The sequence below is a fragment of the Actinomadura sp. SCN-SB genome (genome assembly GCF_043906805.1).
Classification (GTDB): Bacteria; Actinomycetota; Actinomycetes; order Streptosporangiales; family Streptosporangiaceae; genus Spirillospora.
In genome coordinates this window covers 84,051-100,479 of sequence record NZ_JBIMPP010000011.1, presented here as the reverse complement: position 1 = coordinate 100,479, position 16,429 = coordinate 84,051, and the positions used below count along the sequence as shown (strand labels likewise).

The following is a 16,429-nucleotide window of genomic DNA, read 5'->3' as shown; positions in this document are numbered from 1 at the left end:
ACGCTCGATGTGGCGCTCACCGATCGGCCATCCATGGGCGCACCACGACATGAGGCGTGTCCGGCCCCTCGCCCGCGGCAAGGCGTCCCAGCATCGAACCGGCCTCCGCCAGCGGCACCTCCTCGGTGGGCACCCGCTCCAGCCCCAGCCCGCCACGTCGCAGCAACGCGAGGCTCTCCCGTACCCGTTGAGGGCTACGGCCGCGCACCCCCACGACCCCGGCGGTGAGGCGGATCAGGGCGGCGGTGTCCACGCCCGCCAGAGCGGGAGACTTCGGACTGGCGAGCACCAGGCGGCCGCCCTGCCCGAGCAGCCCGACACCGTCGCCCAGCGTCTCCGGGCCGGCCGCCACGAGATCCAGGACGACGTCGGCGCCGGGCCGGCCGGTGAGGTCGGCGACGGCGCCGGCGAGGTCGTTCCCCGCCGGCTCCAGCGTGGTGGCGCCAAGGGACTCGGCGAGCCTCAACCGCGCCCGGTCACGGGGCAGGCCGCACACGACGACGTGCTGGGCGCCGGCGTCACGCGCGACCGCCGCCGCGGCGATCCCGTGGTAGCCGGGGCCGAGGATCACGATCGTCTCGCCCTTGGCCAGCCGTCCGGCGCCGAGCACCCAGTCGAGCGCGTTCGCCAGGGGCAGCGCCCACACCGCCAGGCTCGGCGCGAGCCCTTCGGGAACCGGGTGCAGTACGGCGTTCGGCGGCAGGTAGAGGTACTGGGCGTTGCCACCCCACAGGCCCGGCTCCTCGGCGGCGTCGACGAGGCCGATCCTGCGCCCGCCTTTCCACAGGTCGGTGTCGGCGCAAAGCCGGTACCGGTCCGTGCGGCACATCCGGCACTCGCCGCACGGCAGGTACTCCTCCAGGACCACCCAGTCGGACGGGCGCAGGCCCCAGCGGGCCGCCGCCACGTCGCCGAGCGCCGCGATCTGGCCGAGCACGTGGTGCCCCAGAATGCGGGGCCCATCGAGCGCGCCGGCGAACAGGCCGACATCGGTGCCGCAGACACCGCTGGCCTCCACCCGCAGCCAGCCCGCGTCCGGCGGGTGGTCGCGCAGGGGGAACGCGCGCATCTCCGAGCGGCCGTGGCCCAACGCGACGCTCGCCAGGGCTTCGGTATCGGCGGAAAACGCGGTACCGGTCGCCACGCTCACCTCCCGCCGCGCCGGGCCAGCCGCTGCGCCAGGCTTCGCGGCGGCGGGGTGCTCTGCGCCTTCTGGCTGCGGTCGACCTCGTCGCGCAGGTGCTGCCAGATGTCGTAGACGATCTCCCCGTACTCCGGCCGGTGCCGCAGTTCGAGCACGTCGCGCGGCCGCTCGAACGGGACGTCCACGAAGGACTTGGCCCGTCCGGGACGCGCCGTCATCACCATGATCCGGTCGCCGAGCGTCACCGCCTCGTCGACGGAGTGGGTGATGAACACCACGGTCTTGCGGGTCTCGTCCCAGATCCGCAGCAGCTCGCCCTGCAACAGGGTCCTGTTCTGCTCGTCCAGCGCGGAGAACGGCTCGTCCATGAGGAGCACGTCGGGGTCGTTCGCGAACGCCCTGGCGATGGACACGCGCTGCCGCATGCCGCCGGACAGCTCGTGCGGGTAGGCGTCGCGGAAGGCGGTGAGCCCGGTCTTGTCCAGGTAGTGGCCGACGATGTCGCGGATCTCGCTCGCCGGCACGCCCCGCATGCGCAGCCCGTAGGCGGTGTTCGCCCACACGGTCATCCAGGGGAAGATCGAGTCGCCCTGGAAGACCATGGAGTTCTCCGGCCGGTCCTCGGCCGTCCTGCGGACGTCGACCTCGCCGCCGGTGGGCCGCTCCAGGTTCGCCAGGATCCGCAGCAGCGTGGTCTTCCCGCAGCCGCTCGGCCCGACGATCATGAAGAACTGGCCGCGGGGGATGTCGAGGGTCAGGCCGTCCAGCGCGGTGACGCCGCGGCCGGAGGAGCCGAACCGCTTGGTCACCCCGCGCAGCGCGATCTTGACGTCGGCCGTGCCGGTCCCGGCGTCGATGGTCCGCGGGTCGGCGCTCATCGGTCCGCCCTCCACGGCATGACGAGATGGGAGATACCGGAGATCAGCAGGGACAGCAGGTAGCCGATCACCGCGATGACGAGGAGACCGACGTACATGGTCTCCACGGAGTACAGCTCCCAGGCGTTCCAGATCATGTAGCCGAGGCCGGTCTTGGCGCCGACCATCTCGGCGATGGCGATGAGGATCAGCCCGAGGCCGGTGCCGAGCTCGACGCCGGTCATGATGCTGGGCATCGCGCCGGGCAGGGCCACGGTCCGGAACACCTGCCATCTGCGGGCGCCGAAGTTCTTGGCGACGTCGTAGTAGATCGGCTGGATCTGCATGACGCCCGCCATCGTGTTCAGCACCACCGGGTAGAAGACGCCGATCGCCACCATGACGATCTTCGACATCTCGCCCAGCCCGAAGATGAGCAGGATGAGGGGCAGCAGGGCGCTCTTGGGGATGGGGTAGGTGCCGGAGACCAGCGGGCCGATCGCCGCGCGGAGCGGGCGGCTCAGGCCCATGACGACGCCCAGCACCAGCCCGGGGACGAGACCGAGCCAGAACCCCAGGAGCAGGCGCTGCATGCTCGCGCCTATGTGCTCCCACAGCTCGCCGTTGCCCATCATCGTCCACATCTGACCGATGATGGCGCTGGGCTCGGGGAAGAACCGCGCGTCCAGCGCCCCGGTCCGTACCAGCGCCTCCCAGACCAGCAGCAGCGCGACGGGGCTGCCGGCGGTGAGCGCCGTGTCCCTGCCGCGCCGTCCGAACAGGCGGCGCCTCTCCGGTACGGCGGGGGACCGCCTCCGTGTGGCCGCGCCGGTCCCGGTGCCGACCTTGCCGTCGGCGGTGTCAGTGGCGGACATGCGCATTCTCCTCTCGGCTTCGGCCGGCTCAGGAGCCCGCCGACCCGGCGTCGCCGAGCTTGGCCACCGCGGCTTCGGCGAAGGAGGAGTCGACCATCTCGTCGACGTCGACATCGCCCTGGAGCAGACCCTGCTGCTTGAAGAAGTCGTAGTCGCGCTTGAGACCCGCGACGTTGACCTTCCCGTCCGGGTCGACGTAGTTGGGGACGGCCGCGGTGTAGACCGACGCCTTGAGGCCGGTCGCGGCCGTCACGATCTTGACGATCTCGTCGCCCTTGGCGCCCTTGACCAGCTTGCCGTCGTCGAAGGCGGCCATGTAGTCCCGCGCGCCCTTGAGGTAGGCGGTCATGAAGCAGGTGCCGAGGTTCTTCTGCTCGGCGAACTTCCCGCTGTAGAGCAGGACGGCGAGCTGCTGCTTGTCGTAGAAGTCCGGGGGCGAGGCGACCCGCACCGCGACGCCCGCCTGCTCGGCGACGGTGGCGGACGGCTCGGTGGTGAGGCTCGCGTCGATCGCGCCGTTCTGGAACGCGGTGACGTGCTGGGCGAAGCCGATGTACTCGTGCTCGACGTCGTCGTACTTCAGCCCTCCGGTCTGGAGGTAGGCGGCGAGGGTGGAGGAGGTGGCGGTCGCCTGCGCGGGTTCGGCGACCTTCAGTCCCTTCAGGTCGGCGGCCTTCTTGACCTTGCCGGAGTCGTACAGGTCCTTGCGGACCATCACCGGCATGTAGCCGTACCCCTTGGGCATCGAGCCCTTGTCGGCGACGATGCGCAGCGGCAGCCCGCGGGAGACGGCGTTGTAGAAGCCGGCGGAGGGGGCGCCCGCGCCGACGTCGAGCTGGCCGGAGCCGAGCGGGGCGATCATCTTGGCGGCGGAGTCGAACGGCTGGAACGTGACCGTCAGGCCCTGCTCCTTGAAGTGGCCCCGCTTGTCCGCGACGTACAGCGGGGCGTCACTGGCGCTGTTCGTGATGCCGACGGTGACCTTCTGGCCGGAGCACGACTCTCCCGCGTCGGAGGACGAGCCGCCGCAACCGGCGAGCAGCGCGGACGCGACCAGCGCCGCCATCCCGGCACCGGACGCCCTGGTGATCGGCTTCATGTCGGTCGTTCCTTCCTTTCGGGGCCTGCCAGGCCCGCCGGCTTCAGATGGAGACGAATTCCCGTCCGGGCACCGCGATGAGGGCGTCACGCGCGCCCTCCTGGAACGGGACGGAGTCGGGCAGCACGAGGGAGGCGGAACGCACCCGCTGGTGCTCCGGCGCGGCGCCCGGCAGCGGGCCCTCCTCGTCCAGGAGCTTGAGGGCGTCCAGCAGGCGGCGGCGGGCGAGGATGATGGCGGCGTCACTGGTGCCGAGCCGTTCCTTGGAGCGGTCGACGATGGCGCCCATGGACTCCTGGAGCGAGAAGTCCTGCGCGGAGATGCCCTCGACCCCGCTGAAGGAGCGGCGTTCCCTCTGCGCCTCCCGGTCGATGAGGTAGTCGTTGGTCTTGTTGGCCACCGGCCGGTAGGTGCCGGGGATGTACTTGACGTGGATGCCCTCGCCGGCCCGCATGGACGCCAGTTCCGGCTCGGTCAGCGCGCGGGTCGGGTGGTAGTTGATGCTCCACGCCCAGCAGTTCTCGTCGTCGATGGGGATCCAGGCGTGGCCGCCCATCGGGTTGTGGGTGCCGAACGGGGGGATGATCGTGTACCAGGGCATGATCCACTGGGTGATCCGCCAGTAGTAGGACCGGTCCCCGGCGGTCCGCCGGGCCCCGATGACCAGCCCGCCGTCCGACTCGGCCACCTCGAATCTCGGCCGGGTGTCCGCCTTGAGGTACTTCAGCCCCTCGGTGCCGGCGTGCATGGGGTCGTCGTCGATGTTGTAGCGGTGCGCGAACGAGACGTGGCTGGAGTCGATTCCGCCCTCCATCGCCTGGAGGTAGTTCGACTCCTGCCAGCGCTTGGAGACGAACCGCCGGTCGGCGTCGAGGGTGGCCCATTCGAGCTCGGGGAGCGCCGGGCGCCGCTCGGGCGGGCCCATGTAGGTCCAGACGATCCCGGCGAGCTCCACGCACGGGTACGCCTTCAGCCTGACCCGGTTCTTGAACGTGGAGGTCTCGGGCTCGGAGGGCATGTCGACGCAGTTGCCGTCCACGTCGAACTTCCAGCCGTGGTACGAGCAGCGCAGCCCGCACTCCTCGTTGCGCCCGAAGAACAGCGACGCCGTGCGATGGGCGCAGAACTCGTCCAGCAGCCCGATCCGGCCCTTGGTGTCGCGGAAGGCGATCAGTTCCTCGCCCAGCAGCTTCACCCGGACGGGCGGGCAGTCGGGCTCGGGGATCTCCTCGGACAGCAGCGCCGGGATCCAGTAGCGGCGGAACAGCTCGCCCATGGGGGTGCCGGGTCCGGTCCTGACCAGCAGTTCGTTCTTTTCCCTCGTCAGCATGCTCGTCCTTCCTGCTCGCGGGGCCCGGGTCCGTGCCTGTCCGGCCCCGGGCACGGCGCCTGGGGGGTCGGGGGGGTCGATGCGTGGGCGGCGCCCGCGGAGGGACCGTCCCGCCCGCGCCACAGCAGCGCGAGAGCGGCCGCCGCCGCGTAGACCGCCGCCACCGACGCCCATCCGGAGGTGTAGGTGCCGAGCCCGTCCACGGCGGCGCCGAGGGAGACGGGGCCGACGGCGAAGCCGAGGTACTGGCCGAACGCGAGCACGCCCGACGCGGCCCCGACGACGCTCAGCTCGCTGACCTGGACCACCGCGAGCATCACCACCACGTTGGTCGCGATGCCGGAGGCGCCGAACAGCACGGCGGCGAGCCACATCGTCCAGGCGGTCCCGGCCAGGGCGGCGGCCATGAGGAGCAGCGCCGCGCCCGCCGACACCGCCGCGAGCAGCGCGAGCAGGGAATGCGGCCGCCGGGTCCGGTCGGCGACACGTCCCCAGAAGATGCGCGCGGCGAGCCCGACCCCGCCCACGACCGCGGCGGACAGCCCCGACGTGGTCACGCTCATCTCCAGCCGTTCGTAGCCGAACAGGGGCAGGTAGACGTTCATCGCCTGGAGCGCGGCGCCGGTGAGGAACCCGTAGGCGCACAGCCACCACACGGCGGACGGCAGCCGGCCGCCCGCGCGGCGGCGTCCCGGCTCGCGGAGCGTCTTCACGGCGGCCGGCACCGAGGTGCGGACGAGGACCAGGCCGGCGACCGCCACCACCGAGGAGACGGCGGTCGCGCCTCGCCAGCCGAGGGCCAGGGCGATGCTCGGGAGCGCGAGCCCGGCCCCGAACTGGCTCATCTGCACGCCCGACTGCTTGACGCCCATCAGCACGCCGCGCCTGCCGGCGGGCACGTTCGCCGAGATGAGCTGGTTGGTCACGGGGTTGGACAACGCCTGGAAGACACCGGAGGCCGTGACCGCGACCAGCAGCCACGCGTACGACGGCGCGGCGGCGACCGTCAGCAGCGCCGCCCCGGCGCCGGCGAACAGGATCGCCATGACGGCCCGTCCGCTGAAGACGTCGGCGGCCCGGCCGATCAGCGCGGAGGCCAGCGCCGCCGCGATGAACGTGACCGTCGCGATCGAGCCGAGCTCGGTGCGGCTGAGGTCCAGGCTCTCCGTCACCAGGGGGCCGGTCGCGCTGATCCCGTACGTCGCGAGCGGTCCGACGCTCATCGCGAGCGCGAGGGCGGTGCCGAAGCCCGCCGTCGGCGTGCCCGGCCCGGAGTCCGGGGTGCCCCGATCTCCGTGCTGACCGAGCCGCTCGCCGGGCCGCCCGCGGGTTCCGCGTCGAGCGAGCCCGGCGAGCCGCCCGCGGGCTCTGCCTGCCGAATCGTCGATCATCAAGATTTTCGCTATCCGAACATTGTGCGTATGAGGCGGATCACACGCTACGCAGACGTTTCTTGTGACGTCAAGCACAGGAGCACGGCGACCATCCGTACGATGCGGGAGATCACGCGGCGTAAGATTTCGCGATACAGGAATGTGTGCGCTACGCGCAGAGGTGGCTCCACGCCGCGGTCCGGTGCGGCGGGCCGCCGGGCCGTGCCACGCTGTCAGAGGCGCGACGGAACCGCGTCACGAGGGAGCAACGCTTGCACGTCAACGCCGAGGAAGGACACGGATGACCGCGGTGCCCCCGGGCGAGCGCTCGCAGGAGTTCGTACGCTCGCTCGAACGCGGGCTGTCGGTCATCAAGGCGTTCGACGCGGACCATCCGCGGATGACCCTCAGCGAGGTGGCCCGCGCGGCGAACCTCAGCCCGGCGGCCGCCCGGCGGTTCCTCCTCACCCTGGTCGACCTCGGTTACCTCGCCAACGACGACGGGGTGTTCTCGGTGCTGCCGAGCGTCCTGTCCCTCGGCTACCCGCAACTGTCCAACCTGTCGTTGCCCGACATCGTCCAGCCGTATCTGGAGGACGTCGCCACCGAGCTGCGGGCCGCTTCGTCGCTCACCATGCTCGACGGCGACGACGCCGTCTACCTCGCGCGGGCGAGCGCCGACCAGCCCATGACGCTGGCGGTCAACGTGGGAAGCCGTCTCCCCGCCTTCGCCACCGCCGCCGGGCGGGTGCTCCTCGCCGGGAAGCCGGACGACGAACTCGACGCCTACCTGGAGCGGGTCGTCCTCCGTCCGCTGACTCCGTTCACCATCGTGGATCCGGCGGCGTTGCGCGCCGAGCTGCTGAAGGTCCGCGCCCAGGGCTGGTCGCTGGTGGACCAGGAGCTGGAAGAGGGGGTGGTGGCCGTCGCGGTGCCGCTGCGATGGCGAGGCGACCAGTTGGTAGGGGCGCTCAACAGTTCCACGCACACGACCCGCGTCCCGGTGGAGCAGACCCTGCGCACGCTGCTCGCACCACTCCAGGCCACCGCCGCCCGGATCGAGGCGGACCTGCGGGTCTACCCGTCGCTCTACCGCCCGCGCGCGCTCGGCTCATGATGGCACGCCCATCCACGCGCGACGGACGCCCGTACGTCCAGGGCACCAGTACGGCAGCAGGAGGAGACATGCCCGCACCCGTGGAACGCGGGGAGTACTACGTGCAGTCCCTAGACCGCGGGCTTGCGGTACTGCGCGCGTTCGAGCCAGGCTCACCACGCCTCACGCTCACGGAGGTCGCGCGCCGCACAGGGCTCACCCGTGCCGCCGCGCGCCGTTTCCTGCACACGCTGCACGACCTCCACTACGTGCACTTCGACGGCCGGACCTTCGGGCTGCGACCGCGCGTGCTCGAACTCGGCAACGCCTACCTGTCCAGCATCCGGCTGCCCGACATCGCGCTGCCGCACCTGGGAGCGCTGACCGACAAGGTCCGCGAGACCGTCTCGCTCACCGTGCTGGACGGGCAGGACGTCCTCTACATCGCCCGGGTGCACGGCGTGCGCATCCTCAGCGAATCGATCGCCGTGGGCACCCGTGCGCCCGCCTACGCCACCTCGACCGGCCGGGTCCTGCTGGCCGGCAGGTCGCCGGAGGAGGTGGCCGACCACCTCGCCCGCGCCGAGCTCCGGAGCCTCACCGACGCGACCATCACCGATCCCCGCGCGCTCGCGGAGGAGATCGACAGGACCCGGCGGCAGGGATGGGCCATCGCCGACCAGGAACGGTTCGAGGACATGCGTTCGATCGCGGCGCCCGTCCGCGACCATCGCGCGTCCGTGGTGGCGGCCGTGAACATCTCCGCGCACATCACCCGGGCCTCGGTGGAGGTCATGCGACGGGAATGGCTTCCCGAGCTGCTCGCGACGGCGTCCCGGATCGAGGCCGACCTCGAACACTCGGCCTGACCGGGTCCTCACGGACGGACGCGGACGATCGTCTTGCCCTTGGAGCGCTCGGTGGAGTTGAAGGCGGCGACGGCGTCGTCCAGGCTCACGACATCGCCGATGTTGGTGCGCAGGCGCCCGTCCCGCACCCGCCGGACGATCTCGCCGAGCCGAGCGCGGTCGGACTCGACGACGAAGTCGATCGCCAGGCCGTCGGCGGGCCGCGCCTCGGGCGGCCCGGCGATGGTCACCAGCGTTCCTCCGGCGCGCACCAGGCCCGCCGACCGTTTCTGGACGGCACCGCCGATCACGTCGAAGACCAGGTCGACCCCGCCGACGTCCTCCAGGGCGTCGTTGCCGAGGTCGACGAACTCCCGCGCGCCGAAGTCGAGCGCGGCCTGCCGGTCGGCGGCCCGTCCGGTGCCGATGACGTACGCCCCGGCCTCCTTGGCGAGCTGGGCCGCCATCGAACCCACCGCGCCGGCCGCGCCGTGCACGAGGACGGTCTGCCCCACCTGGAGACGTCCGTGCTGGAACAGTCCCTGCCACGCGGTCAGGCCCGAGATCGGCAGGCTCGCGCCCACCGTGAAGTCGACGTCGCCCGGCAGCCCCGCGAGGTTGCGCGCCTCGACGGCCGCGTACTCCGCCAGGGTGCCGTCGCGGGTCCAGTCCGTGAGGCCGAACACCCGCCGGCCCACCGACAGGCCCGTCGTGCCGTAGCCGAGGGCGCTGACCACCCCGGCCAGCTCGTGACCGGGGACCGAGGGCGTCCGGTCACGGCCGAGCCGATCCGTCCAGGTCGAGGGCCAGGTCAGCTCGCCCCGGGTGAATCCCGACGCGTGCACCTCAACGAGGACGTCGTTCCCCGCCGCCTCCGGCTCGGGCCGCTCCACGAGCGTCATCCCGGCCGTTCCCGCGGCCTGATCCGTCACCACGATCGCCTTCATCCGGCACCCCCCGGTAGTCCGTCCCCATGGGCGAATCCCGGAAACCCGGGCCGGGTTCAGGGCTCGCGGTGTCCTTCGGGGGATAGTAGGGGGTCTCCTCCAGCCGCTGGTACGCGGTCTCGATCACGCTGTCGGCGTCGATGGCCGCTTCCAGGAGCCCCATGCCCCGGTCGGTGCGCGTGGTGATGGCCCGGTCCCACCGTTCCAAATTCTCCTTGCTGAGCTCCAGGAACTTGCGGGCCGGCATGGACATCGGGGCCGTGGGCGTGACGGCGTAGATGGGCCGCGAGGTCAGCGGGTCGATCATGCGGAGGCGGGCCCCGCGGCGCCGCGCGTCCAGGGCCTGGCGCATCGGCAGGAGGGCGGCTCCGGCGCCGGCGATGATGAACGGCACCAGCCCGGCGGGCTCGCTGACCTCGACCACGACCGCGGGCTCCACGGCGCTCTCGTCGCGGATGGCGTCGAGGTAGACGCGCCCGAAACCGCGATCGACGATCATCGGGAGGCCGTCCAGCAGCGCGACGGGCGCCGGATCGGGGAACTCGGTGCGCCAGCCGGGCGGCAGGGCCAGCACGACCTCGCCGTCGCCGATGTGGGTGCACTCGATGCCCTGGCGCGTCACGGGCGCGGTGGTGTAGGCCAGCTCGGCCTCCCCCGTCCGGATCAGGGCGGCGATCTCTTCGGTGTCCCCGTCGTGCTGGGTGAGCCGGACGGTGAGGCCGGGATGCCTGCGGCGGAAGTGGCCCACCCACGCGGCCAGGAAGCTCGACGTGAGCGAGGCGGAGATCGCCAGGTCGACCCGGCCGCGTTCGAGCCCGCGGTAGCTCTCGGCGACCTGGCGGGCGTGATGCATGTCCCTGACCACCTGCCGGGCCGGCCCGACCAGCGCCTCGCCCGCAGGGGCCAGCACCAGCCCGCGCCCGACCCGGCGGAACAGCTCCACGCCGAGGTCGGCCTCCAGCCGGCGGATGATCTGTGACAGGGACGGCTGCGCGAGGTAGAGCGCCGAGGCGGCCCGGGTGATGCTGCCCTGGTCGACGACGGCGAGGAAACATTCGAGCTCGCGGACGTTCATGGGGCGATCCAACGCGCGGCTCGCGGGCCGGTCAAGGCTCTGACCAGGTGGGGGCGTCCGAATGGGCGCCGGGTCGCGGCACCGCCCGGTCCGCCGCGGGCGCGACGCCGTCGAGGGTGAACGGAAGGGAGGGGATGGCGTAGCGGTCACCGTCCGGGCCGATCCCCGTGGTGAGGATGCCGCCGGCCCGTACGTCCGCCGCCTCGGCCACCTCGCCGTAGGTCCGTACCGCCGCCGCGACGATGCCGTGGTCGGCCAGCAGCGCGAGGCACTTCTCCGTCGGGAGGACGCCGAGGGCCTGCGAGATCTCCGACAGCAGCGCCTCCCGGTTCGCGACCCGGGACGGGTTGTCGGCGAACCGGGGGTCGTCGAGCATCCAGGTCTTGTCGATCAGCCGGCACAGCCGCGCGAAATGGTCCGGGGTGTACGCGGAGAGGACGATGGTCCCGTCGGCGGTGCGGACGAGGTCGGCCGCGGGCGCCACCGTGGCCTGGCCGTTCCCCTTGCGCCGCGGCTCCCGCCCCGAGACGTGCCACTCGCCCCACATGGCGGATTGCAGGTGGATCGCGGCGTCCAGCAGCGAGACCTCGGCCACCCCGCCCTCGCCGGTGCGCTCCCGGCGCAGCAGCGCGGCTAGGACGGCCTGGACGACCGCGTAGCTCGCGGCGACGTCGGCGATCGGGAACCCCACCCGCAGCGGATCACCGTCGTGTTCCCCGTTGATCGACATCAGCCCGCTCTCGGCCTGCGCGGCGATGTCGAGGCCGGGCCGGTGCGCGGAGGGGCCTTTGGGGCTGAAGCCGGAGACCGAGACGTAGACGAGCCGGGGGTAGGCGGACCGCAGGTCGTCCGGCCCCAGGCCGAACCGGGCCAGCGCCCCGGCCCGCAGGTTCTGCACGACGACGTCCGCCTCCGCGATCAGGCTGAGGGCGGTGCTCCTGTCCTCGGCGCGCCTGAGGTCCAGGACCACTGAGCGCTTGCCGCGGTTGAAGGCGAGGACGATGCCCTCGCCGTAGGCGCCGATGCCACGCGCCTGGTCGCCGTCCGGCGGTTCGACCTTGATGACCTCGGCGCCGAGGTCGGACAGCAGCTGCGTCGCCGCGGGCGCCGCGATGTAATGGCCGAACTCGACGACACGGATACCCGCGAGTGGCGTGGTCATGCGGCTCCTACTCTCCGGTGAACACCGGCTTGCGCTTCTCCAGGAACGCCTCGGCCGCCCGCTTCGCGTCGCGGCTGTGGGCGCAGTCCACCATGCGGGGCACCTCGCGCCGGAGGTAGTCGGGCAGCGTGGCCGGCCCGGCGTCGGCCAGGTTCTGCTTCGCGTACAGCATCGCCTTCGGAGGCTGTGCCGCCAGTTTGCCGGACAGCTCGCGGAGACGGCCCGGCAGGTCGGCCGTGGTCTCGGTGACCAGGCCCCAGTCGGACGCCTCGGCGGCGGTGAACCTCCCGGGATCGAGGAGCAGCGCCCGCGCGCGGGCGTCCCCCACGGCACGGGTCAGCAGCCAGGCGCTGCCGAGATCGCCCGGCACCCCGGCGCTGACGAAGGCGGTGTTGAACGCCGCGCGGTCGGCGGCGATCCGGAAGTCGGCGGCCAGCGCCAAGGCCAGCCCCGCGCCCGCGCAGGCCCCGTCGATGGCGGCGATCGTCGGCATCGGGAAGGACACGAGCGCCTCCACGACGGTGGACGCGTGGGTCAGCCGTTCGAGGTCGTCCGCCACCGAGCGTCCGCGCAACGTGCGCGTCTCCCTGTCCTCGGCGTTGCCCGAGGCGACGCGCGCCAGGTCGGCGCCCACGCAGAAGTCGCCCCCCGCGCCGGTGATGACCAGGACGCGCAGGCCGCGTTCCGAACGGGCCCGTTCGATCGCGGCGAGCAGGTCCTCGACGAGCTGCCAGGAGATCGCGTTGCGGCGCTCGGGCCGGTTGAGGACCACCGTGCCGACACCGTCGCCGAACTCGAACAGCACGGTTCCCGAGCCGATCGGGGTCCGACGATCCATCCGGTGCACCATCCCTCGTCACGATCATCCGCTGCTCCGACACCGCGCCCATCCTCGGCAACGCCGTCCTAGTGCGTCAAAGAGCAAAACGAAGCGCGATGTATTGAAGAACACAATGGACGACTCATTGCGTCACGCAATGGATCTCGTTGATTTCACGTCTTTGACGTACATCGTGGGGCGGTGGGACGGTGGGCCTTCGCGGAAGTGGACCCAGGTCAGGCAAGAGGTGCCCCATGAACGCTCGTCCCGTCAGAAGGCTTCGCGGCGTCGCGTGGCCGGTGATCCTCACCTGCGTCCTCGCCACGGCGGCCTGCGGCGGGTCGTCCGCCCAGCGGGACTATCCGACGCGGGATGTCCAGGTCATCGTGCCCTATCCCGCGGGCAGCGCCATCGACACCACGGCCCGTGCCCTGGCCGAGGTCGTCAACGGGCAGCGCAAGCTCGGCCGCCGCGTCCAGGTGGTGAACAGGGCGGGCGGCGCCGGCTCGGTGGGGACCACCGCGACGCTCAACGCGAAGCCGACCGGCTACACGATCGGTCTCGTTCCGGACGGCCCGCTGACCCTGATTCCGCATACCGAAAAAGTCTCCTACGACCCCAAGGCGATCTCGGTGATCAACGAGGTCACCACCTCCCCGGTGCTGCTGGCGGTGCCGGCGGGCTCCCCGTACCGGGACGTCGGTGACCTGGTCGACGCCGCCAAGGCCCGTCCCGATGCCATCACGCTCGCCGAAGGCCCGCTGAACTACGCGATCCCCGCGAAGAAGCTCGAACAGCTCACCGGAACGCGGTTCAAGCACGTCAAGTTCGACGGCGACCAGGCCACGACCACGGCGCTGCTGGGCGGGAACGTCGACGTGGGCGTCATGCAGCTGGCCGGCGCCATGGCGCAGCTGAAGTCCGGGAAGCTCCGCGCGCTCGGGATCGCCTCCGCCAAGCGCATCGACCTCGCCCCCGACATCCCGACCTTCCTTGAGCAGAACGTTCAGTTGGAGTGGCAGGCGTACAACGTCCTGGTCGCGCCGGAAGGGCTGCCCGCCGACATCCAGAACACGCTGGCCACGGCGTTCGGCTCGGCCATCAAGAGCCCGGAGTTCGTCCAGACCGCCCGGAGGCTGGGGCTCGTGGTCAGCGGGGCGGACGGGAGGACGGCGCGGACGCGGCTGACCGAGAAGTCCACGGCGGCGGCGGGCCTGCTCCCCCTGAAGTGACGATGCGGCGCTTGCGTTCGATGAGAGTCACGCCCGAGCGGATCGCGGCCGGATCGCTGCTGGCCCTGGGCCTGCTGTACGGGGCACTGGCCGTGGGCGAGGGCCTCGGCTCGATGGCCGACAGCGGACCCGGTGCCTTCCCCCTCGTGGTCGCGGTCGTCCTGGTCGCCGCGAGCGTCACCGTCCTCGTCCAGGGCCGCCGCGCGACGGGGCGCGACGAGCCCGCCGGAGGAGCGGGCACGGAAGAGGACGCGGCGGACGACGGTGACGTGCGCTGGTGGCGGATCGCCGGGGTCCTGGGCGCGGCCCTGCTGGTGCCGGTTCTGGGCGGCACGGTCGGGATGATCGTGACGTTGTCGATCTCCGTGGCCCTGGCCGCCAAGATCATGGGCCTGGCCCGGTGGAGCGGGGCCGTCGTCCTCGGCGCCGCCTTCGGCGCGGCGACCTGGCTGGTCTTCGTCCGGCTGCTGGTCGTCCCCCTGCCCGCCGGCACGCTCGGCCTGGTCTGAGCGTCCCGAACGAAAGGAAGCCCCATGGCGGACGTGATCGGCGGCCTCGGCTCCGGCTTCGCCGCCTTCGGCGATCCCACCTACATCCTGCTCGCGCTGGTCGGCGTGGTCCTCGGCACGGTCGTCGGGGTGCTGCCGGGCATCGGCCCGATCGGCGCGATGTCGGTCCTGCTCGGGATGACGCCGCAACTGGGACCGACGGGTTCGCTGATCCTGTTCGCCGGCATCTACTTCGGCTCCACCTACGGAGGGTCGACGACCTCGATCCTGCTGAACGTGCCCGGTGAGGCGTCCTCGGTGGTGACGGCGCTCGACGGGCACGAGATGACGAAACGGGGCAGGGGCGGTCCCGCGCTGGCCATCGCCGCGGTCTCGTCGTTCGTGGCGGGCACCGTCGCGATCTTCGGTCTGATGGTGTTCGCCCCGTGGCTGAGCGGTGTGGCGGTCAAGCTCGGACCCCCCGAGTACATGGCGTTGTGCCTGGCCGGACTGCTGCTGCTGGCGGCGCTCTCCAACGGCTCCACCGCCAAGGCCGTCGTCATGATCTGCGCCGGGCTGGCGGTCGGGACGGTCGGCATCGACCCGGCCGGCGGCGATCTGCGCTTCACGCTGGGGTCGGACGTCCTGGCCGAGGGCTTCAGCTTCATCGCGCTGGTCATGGGGGTGTTCGGCGTCGCGGAGGTGCTGGCGGCGACCGGCCGGCGGTGGCGTCCGGAAACCGTCAAGGCCCCGAAGCTCAGGGAGCTCCTGCCCAGCCGTCAGGAGTCGCGCGAGGCGGCGCCCGCGGCGGTGCGCGGCTCGCTGCTCGGCTTCCTGCTCGGCTTGGTGCCCGGCCCTGCCGCGGTGCTGTCGACGTTCGCCTCGTACGTCACCGAGCGGAAACTCTCGAAGCATCCCGGACGGTTCGGCAAGGGCGCGGTGGAGGGGGTGGCCGGTCCCGAGGCGGCCAACAACGCCGCGGCCGGTGCCGCCTTCGTCCCCTTGCTGGCGCTCGGCATCCCGTTCGCGCCGACGATGGCGCTCGTGCTCGCCGCGCTGCTGCTCAACGGCATCGTCCCCGGCCCGACGCTGATCGACGATCAGCCCGAGCTGTTCTGGACGGTGATCGCCGCCATGTACATCGCCAATCTGGCGCTGCTGGTGCTCAACCTTCCGCTGGTGGGGCTGTTCACCCGTCTGCTCTCCGTCCCGCCGCAGGCGTTGATGCCGATCGTGATCGGCCTGTGCGTGGTGGGCGTGTACGCCGAGAACAACTCGATGTTCGACGTCCTGGTCATGCTGATCGCGGGACTGCTCGGCTTCGTCCTGCGCCGCGCCGGGTTCGGCATGGCCCCCTTCGTGCTCGCCGTCGTCCTCCAGCCCACGCTCGAAACCTCGCTACGCCAGACCCTCGCCTACTCCGACGGGAACCCGGGCTACGTGCTGGGACGGCCCGTCACGATGGTGATCCTGGGACTGGTCATCCTGGCCGTGGCGCTGTCAGCGCGACGAGCCCTTCGAGCACGGAAGACGGCCACGCCTTCTCCCATCGCACACGAAGAAAGGCCCGTGTCTTCAGGCGCGGAAGGCCCTCGCGGGTAGGCATGACTTCAGAACGGGGTTGCATCCGGTACCGAGGTACAGGCTTACCGTCGAACCATGGAACTTCAGCGGGTACCGGCGGGCCCGGACGACCAGGGATGGGCGCCGCAGGCGTGCACGCTGCCGACGGCCGAGCGGCCGTTGCGGCTGGCCGAGTTCGACGCGTTGTTCGCCGAGGCGGTGACCGAAGTGCGCCCGGCCACGTCCGGCGAAGTGCAACTGATGCTGCGTCCCGACCCGGAGGTGGCCGGGCGAGCGGCCGAACTGGCGGTCCGTGAGACGGGGTGCTGCTCGTTCTTCACCTTCACCCTGACCGCGACCGGCGGCGAGCTGGCTCTCCAGATCGGCGCCGGTGACCGGCACCTCGCGGTGCTGGAGGCGCTGGCCGCCCGCGCCGCCCGGATGAGCAAGGCCCCGGGGACGCGGCGATGACCGGCTCGGGCGCCCGAGGCCGTGACGCTGCTGCGGGTGATCAAGACCG

At 71.8% G+C, this 16,429-nt stretch carries 16 protein-coding genes; 6 read left to right on the top strand and 10 right to left on the bottom strand.

What is annotated here, in order from left to right; translation table 11 throughout:
• Positions 1-16: 16 nt before the first annotated feature.
• Genes ACGWYJ_RS10045 through ACGWYJ_RS10020 form a run of 6 tightly spaced genes read right to left on the bottom strand, consistent with a single transcriptional unit; the run spans position 17 to position 6,696 of the window.
• Positions 17-1,144, bottom strand: a complete 1,128-nt coding sequence (locus ACGWYJ_RS10045; protein WP_395105419.1) for a zinc-binding dehydrogenase — start codon at positions 1,142-1,144, stop codon at positions 17-19.
• Between the two features lie 2 nt (positions 1,145-1,146).
• Positions 1,147-2,022: an ABC transporter ATP-binding protein gene (locus ACGWYJ_RS10040; protein ID WP_395105418.1), complete on the bottom strand. Its 876-nt coding sequence runs from the start codon at positions 2,020-2,022 to the stop codon at positions 1,147-1,149.
• Positions 2,019-2,876: an ABC transporter permease gene (locus ACGWYJ_RS10035; protein WP_395105417.1), complete on the bottom strand. Its 858-nt coding sequence runs from the start codon at positions 2,874-2,876 to the stop codon at positions 2,019-2,021. The genes ACGWYJ_RS10040 and ACGWYJ_RS10035 overlap by 4 nt, the downstream gene beginning before the upstream one ends.
• Before the next feature lie 28 nt (positions 2,877-2,904).
• Entirely contained in the window at positions 2,905-3,975 is a 1,071-nt protein-coding gene (locus tag ACGWYJ_RS10030; protein WP_395105416.1) for an ABC transporter substrate-binding protein, read from the bottom strand.
• Positions 3,976-4,018: 43 nt separating this feature from the next.
• Positions 4,019-5,305, bottom strand: a complete 1,287-nt coding sequence (locus tag ACGWYJ_RS10025; RefSeq protein ID WP_395105415.1) for a Rieske 2Fe-2S domain-containing protein — start codon at positions 5,303-5,305, stop codon at positions 4,019-4,021.
• Positions 5,299-6,696, bottom strand: a complete 1,398-nt coding sequence (locus tag ACGWYJ_RS10020; RefSeq protein ID WP_395105414.1) for an MFS transporter — start codon at positions 6,694-6,696, stop codon at positions 5,299-5,301. The genes ACGWYJ_RS10025 and ACGWYJ_RS10020 overlap by 7 nt, the downstream gene beginning before the upstream one ends.
• Before the next feature lie 283 nt (positions 6,697-6,979).
• On the opposite strand from ACGWYJ_RS10020, the gene ACGWYJ_RS10015 reads away from it, so the two are divergent.
• Complete coding sequence (locus tag ACGWYJ_RS10015) at positions 6,980-7,795, top strand: IclR family transcriptional regulator C-terminal domain-containing protein (protein WP_395105413.1); 816 nt, start codon at positions 6,980-6,982, stop codon at positions 7,793-7,795.
• Between the two features lie 68 nt (positions 7,796-7,863).
• Positions 7,864-8,643 carry an IclR family transcriptional regulator C-terminal domain-containing protein gene (locus ACGWYJ_RS10010; protein WP_395105412.1) on the top strand — a complete coding sequence of 260 codons (780 nt, stop codon included), beginning with the start codon at positions 7,864-7,866 and terminating at the stop codon, positions 8,641-8,643.
• A gap of 8 nt (positions 8,644-8,651) precedes the next feature.
• Here ACGWYJ_RS10010 and ACGWYJ_RS10005 read toward each other — a convergent pair whose 3' ends face one another.
• Genes ACGWYJ_RS10005 through ACGWYJ_RS09990 form a run of 4 tightly spaced genes read right to left on the bottom strand, consistent with a single transcriptional unit; the run spans position 8,652 to position 12,644 of the window.
• Positions 8,652-9,524, bottom strand: a complete 873-nt coding sequence (locus tag ACGWYJ_RS10005; protein ID WP_395105411.1) for an NADP-dependent oxidoreductase — start codon at positions 9,522-9,524, stop codon at positions 8,652-8,654.
• Positions 9,469-10,644 carry a LysR family transcriptional regulator gene (locus tag ACGWYJ_RS10000; protein ID WP_395105410.1) on the bottom strand — a complete coding sequence of 392 codons (1,176 nt, stop codon included), beginning with the start codon at positions 10,642-10,644 and terminating at the stop codon, positions 9,469-9,471. Before ACGWYJ_RS10000 ends, ACGWYJ_RS10005 begins: the two co-directional genes overlap by 56 nt.
• 31 nt (positions 10,645-10,675) lie before the next feature.
• Positions 10,676-11,806 carry a CaiB/BaiF CoA transferase family protein gene (locus ACGWYJ_RS09995; RefSeq protein WP_395105409.1) on the bottom strand — a complete coding sequence of 377 codons (1,131 nt, stop codon included), beginning with the start codon at positions 11,804-11,806 and terminating at the stop codon, positions 10,676-10,678.
• A gap of 7 nt (positions 11,807-11,813) precedes the next feature.
• A complete protein-coding gene (locus ACGWYJ_RS09990; RefSeq protein WP_395105408.1) occupies positions 11,814-12,644 on the bottom strand; it encodes an enoyl-CoA hydratase/isomerase family protein in 831 nt (276 codons plus the stop codon).
• Between the two features lie 236 nt (positions 12,645-12,880).
• Here ACGWYJ_RS09990 and ACGWYJ_RS09985 point away from each other — a divergent pair, with 236 nt between their 5' ends.
• The 4 genes from ACGWYJ_RS09985 to ACGWYJ_RS09970 are packed head-to-tail and all read left to right on the top strand — an operon-like array spanning position 12,881 to position 16,380.
• A complete protein-coding gene (locus ACGWYJ_RS09985) occupies positions 12,881-13,858 on the top strand; it encodes a tripartite tricarboxylate transporter substrate binding protein (RefSeq protein ID WP_395105407.1) in 978 nt (325 codons plus the stop codon).
• A gap of 20 nt (positions 13,859-13,878) precedes the next feature.
• The gene (locus ACGWYJ_RS09980) at positions 13,879-14,367 is read left to right on the top strand and encodes a tripartite tricarboxylate transporter TctB family protein (protein WP_395105532.1); all 489 of its coding nucleotides are present in this window, start codon (positions 13,879-13,881) and stop codon (positions 14,365-14,367) included.
• A gap of 24 nt (positions 14,368-14,391) precedes the next feature.
• Positions 14,392-15,948, top strand: a complete 1,557-nt coding sequence (locus ACGWYJ_RS09975) for a tripartite tricarboxylate transporter permease (RefSeq protein WP_395105406.1) — start codon at positions 14,392-14,394, stop codon at positions 15,946-15,948.
• Between the two features lie 57 nt (positions 15,949-16,005).
• The gene (locus tag ACGWYJ_RS09970; protein WP_395105405.1) at positions 16,006-16,380 is read left to right on the top strand and encodes a hypothetical protein; all 375 of its coding nucleotides are present in this window, start codon (positions 16,006-16,008) and stop codon (positions 16,378-16,380) included.
• Positions 16,381-16,429: the final 49 nt, after the last annotated feature.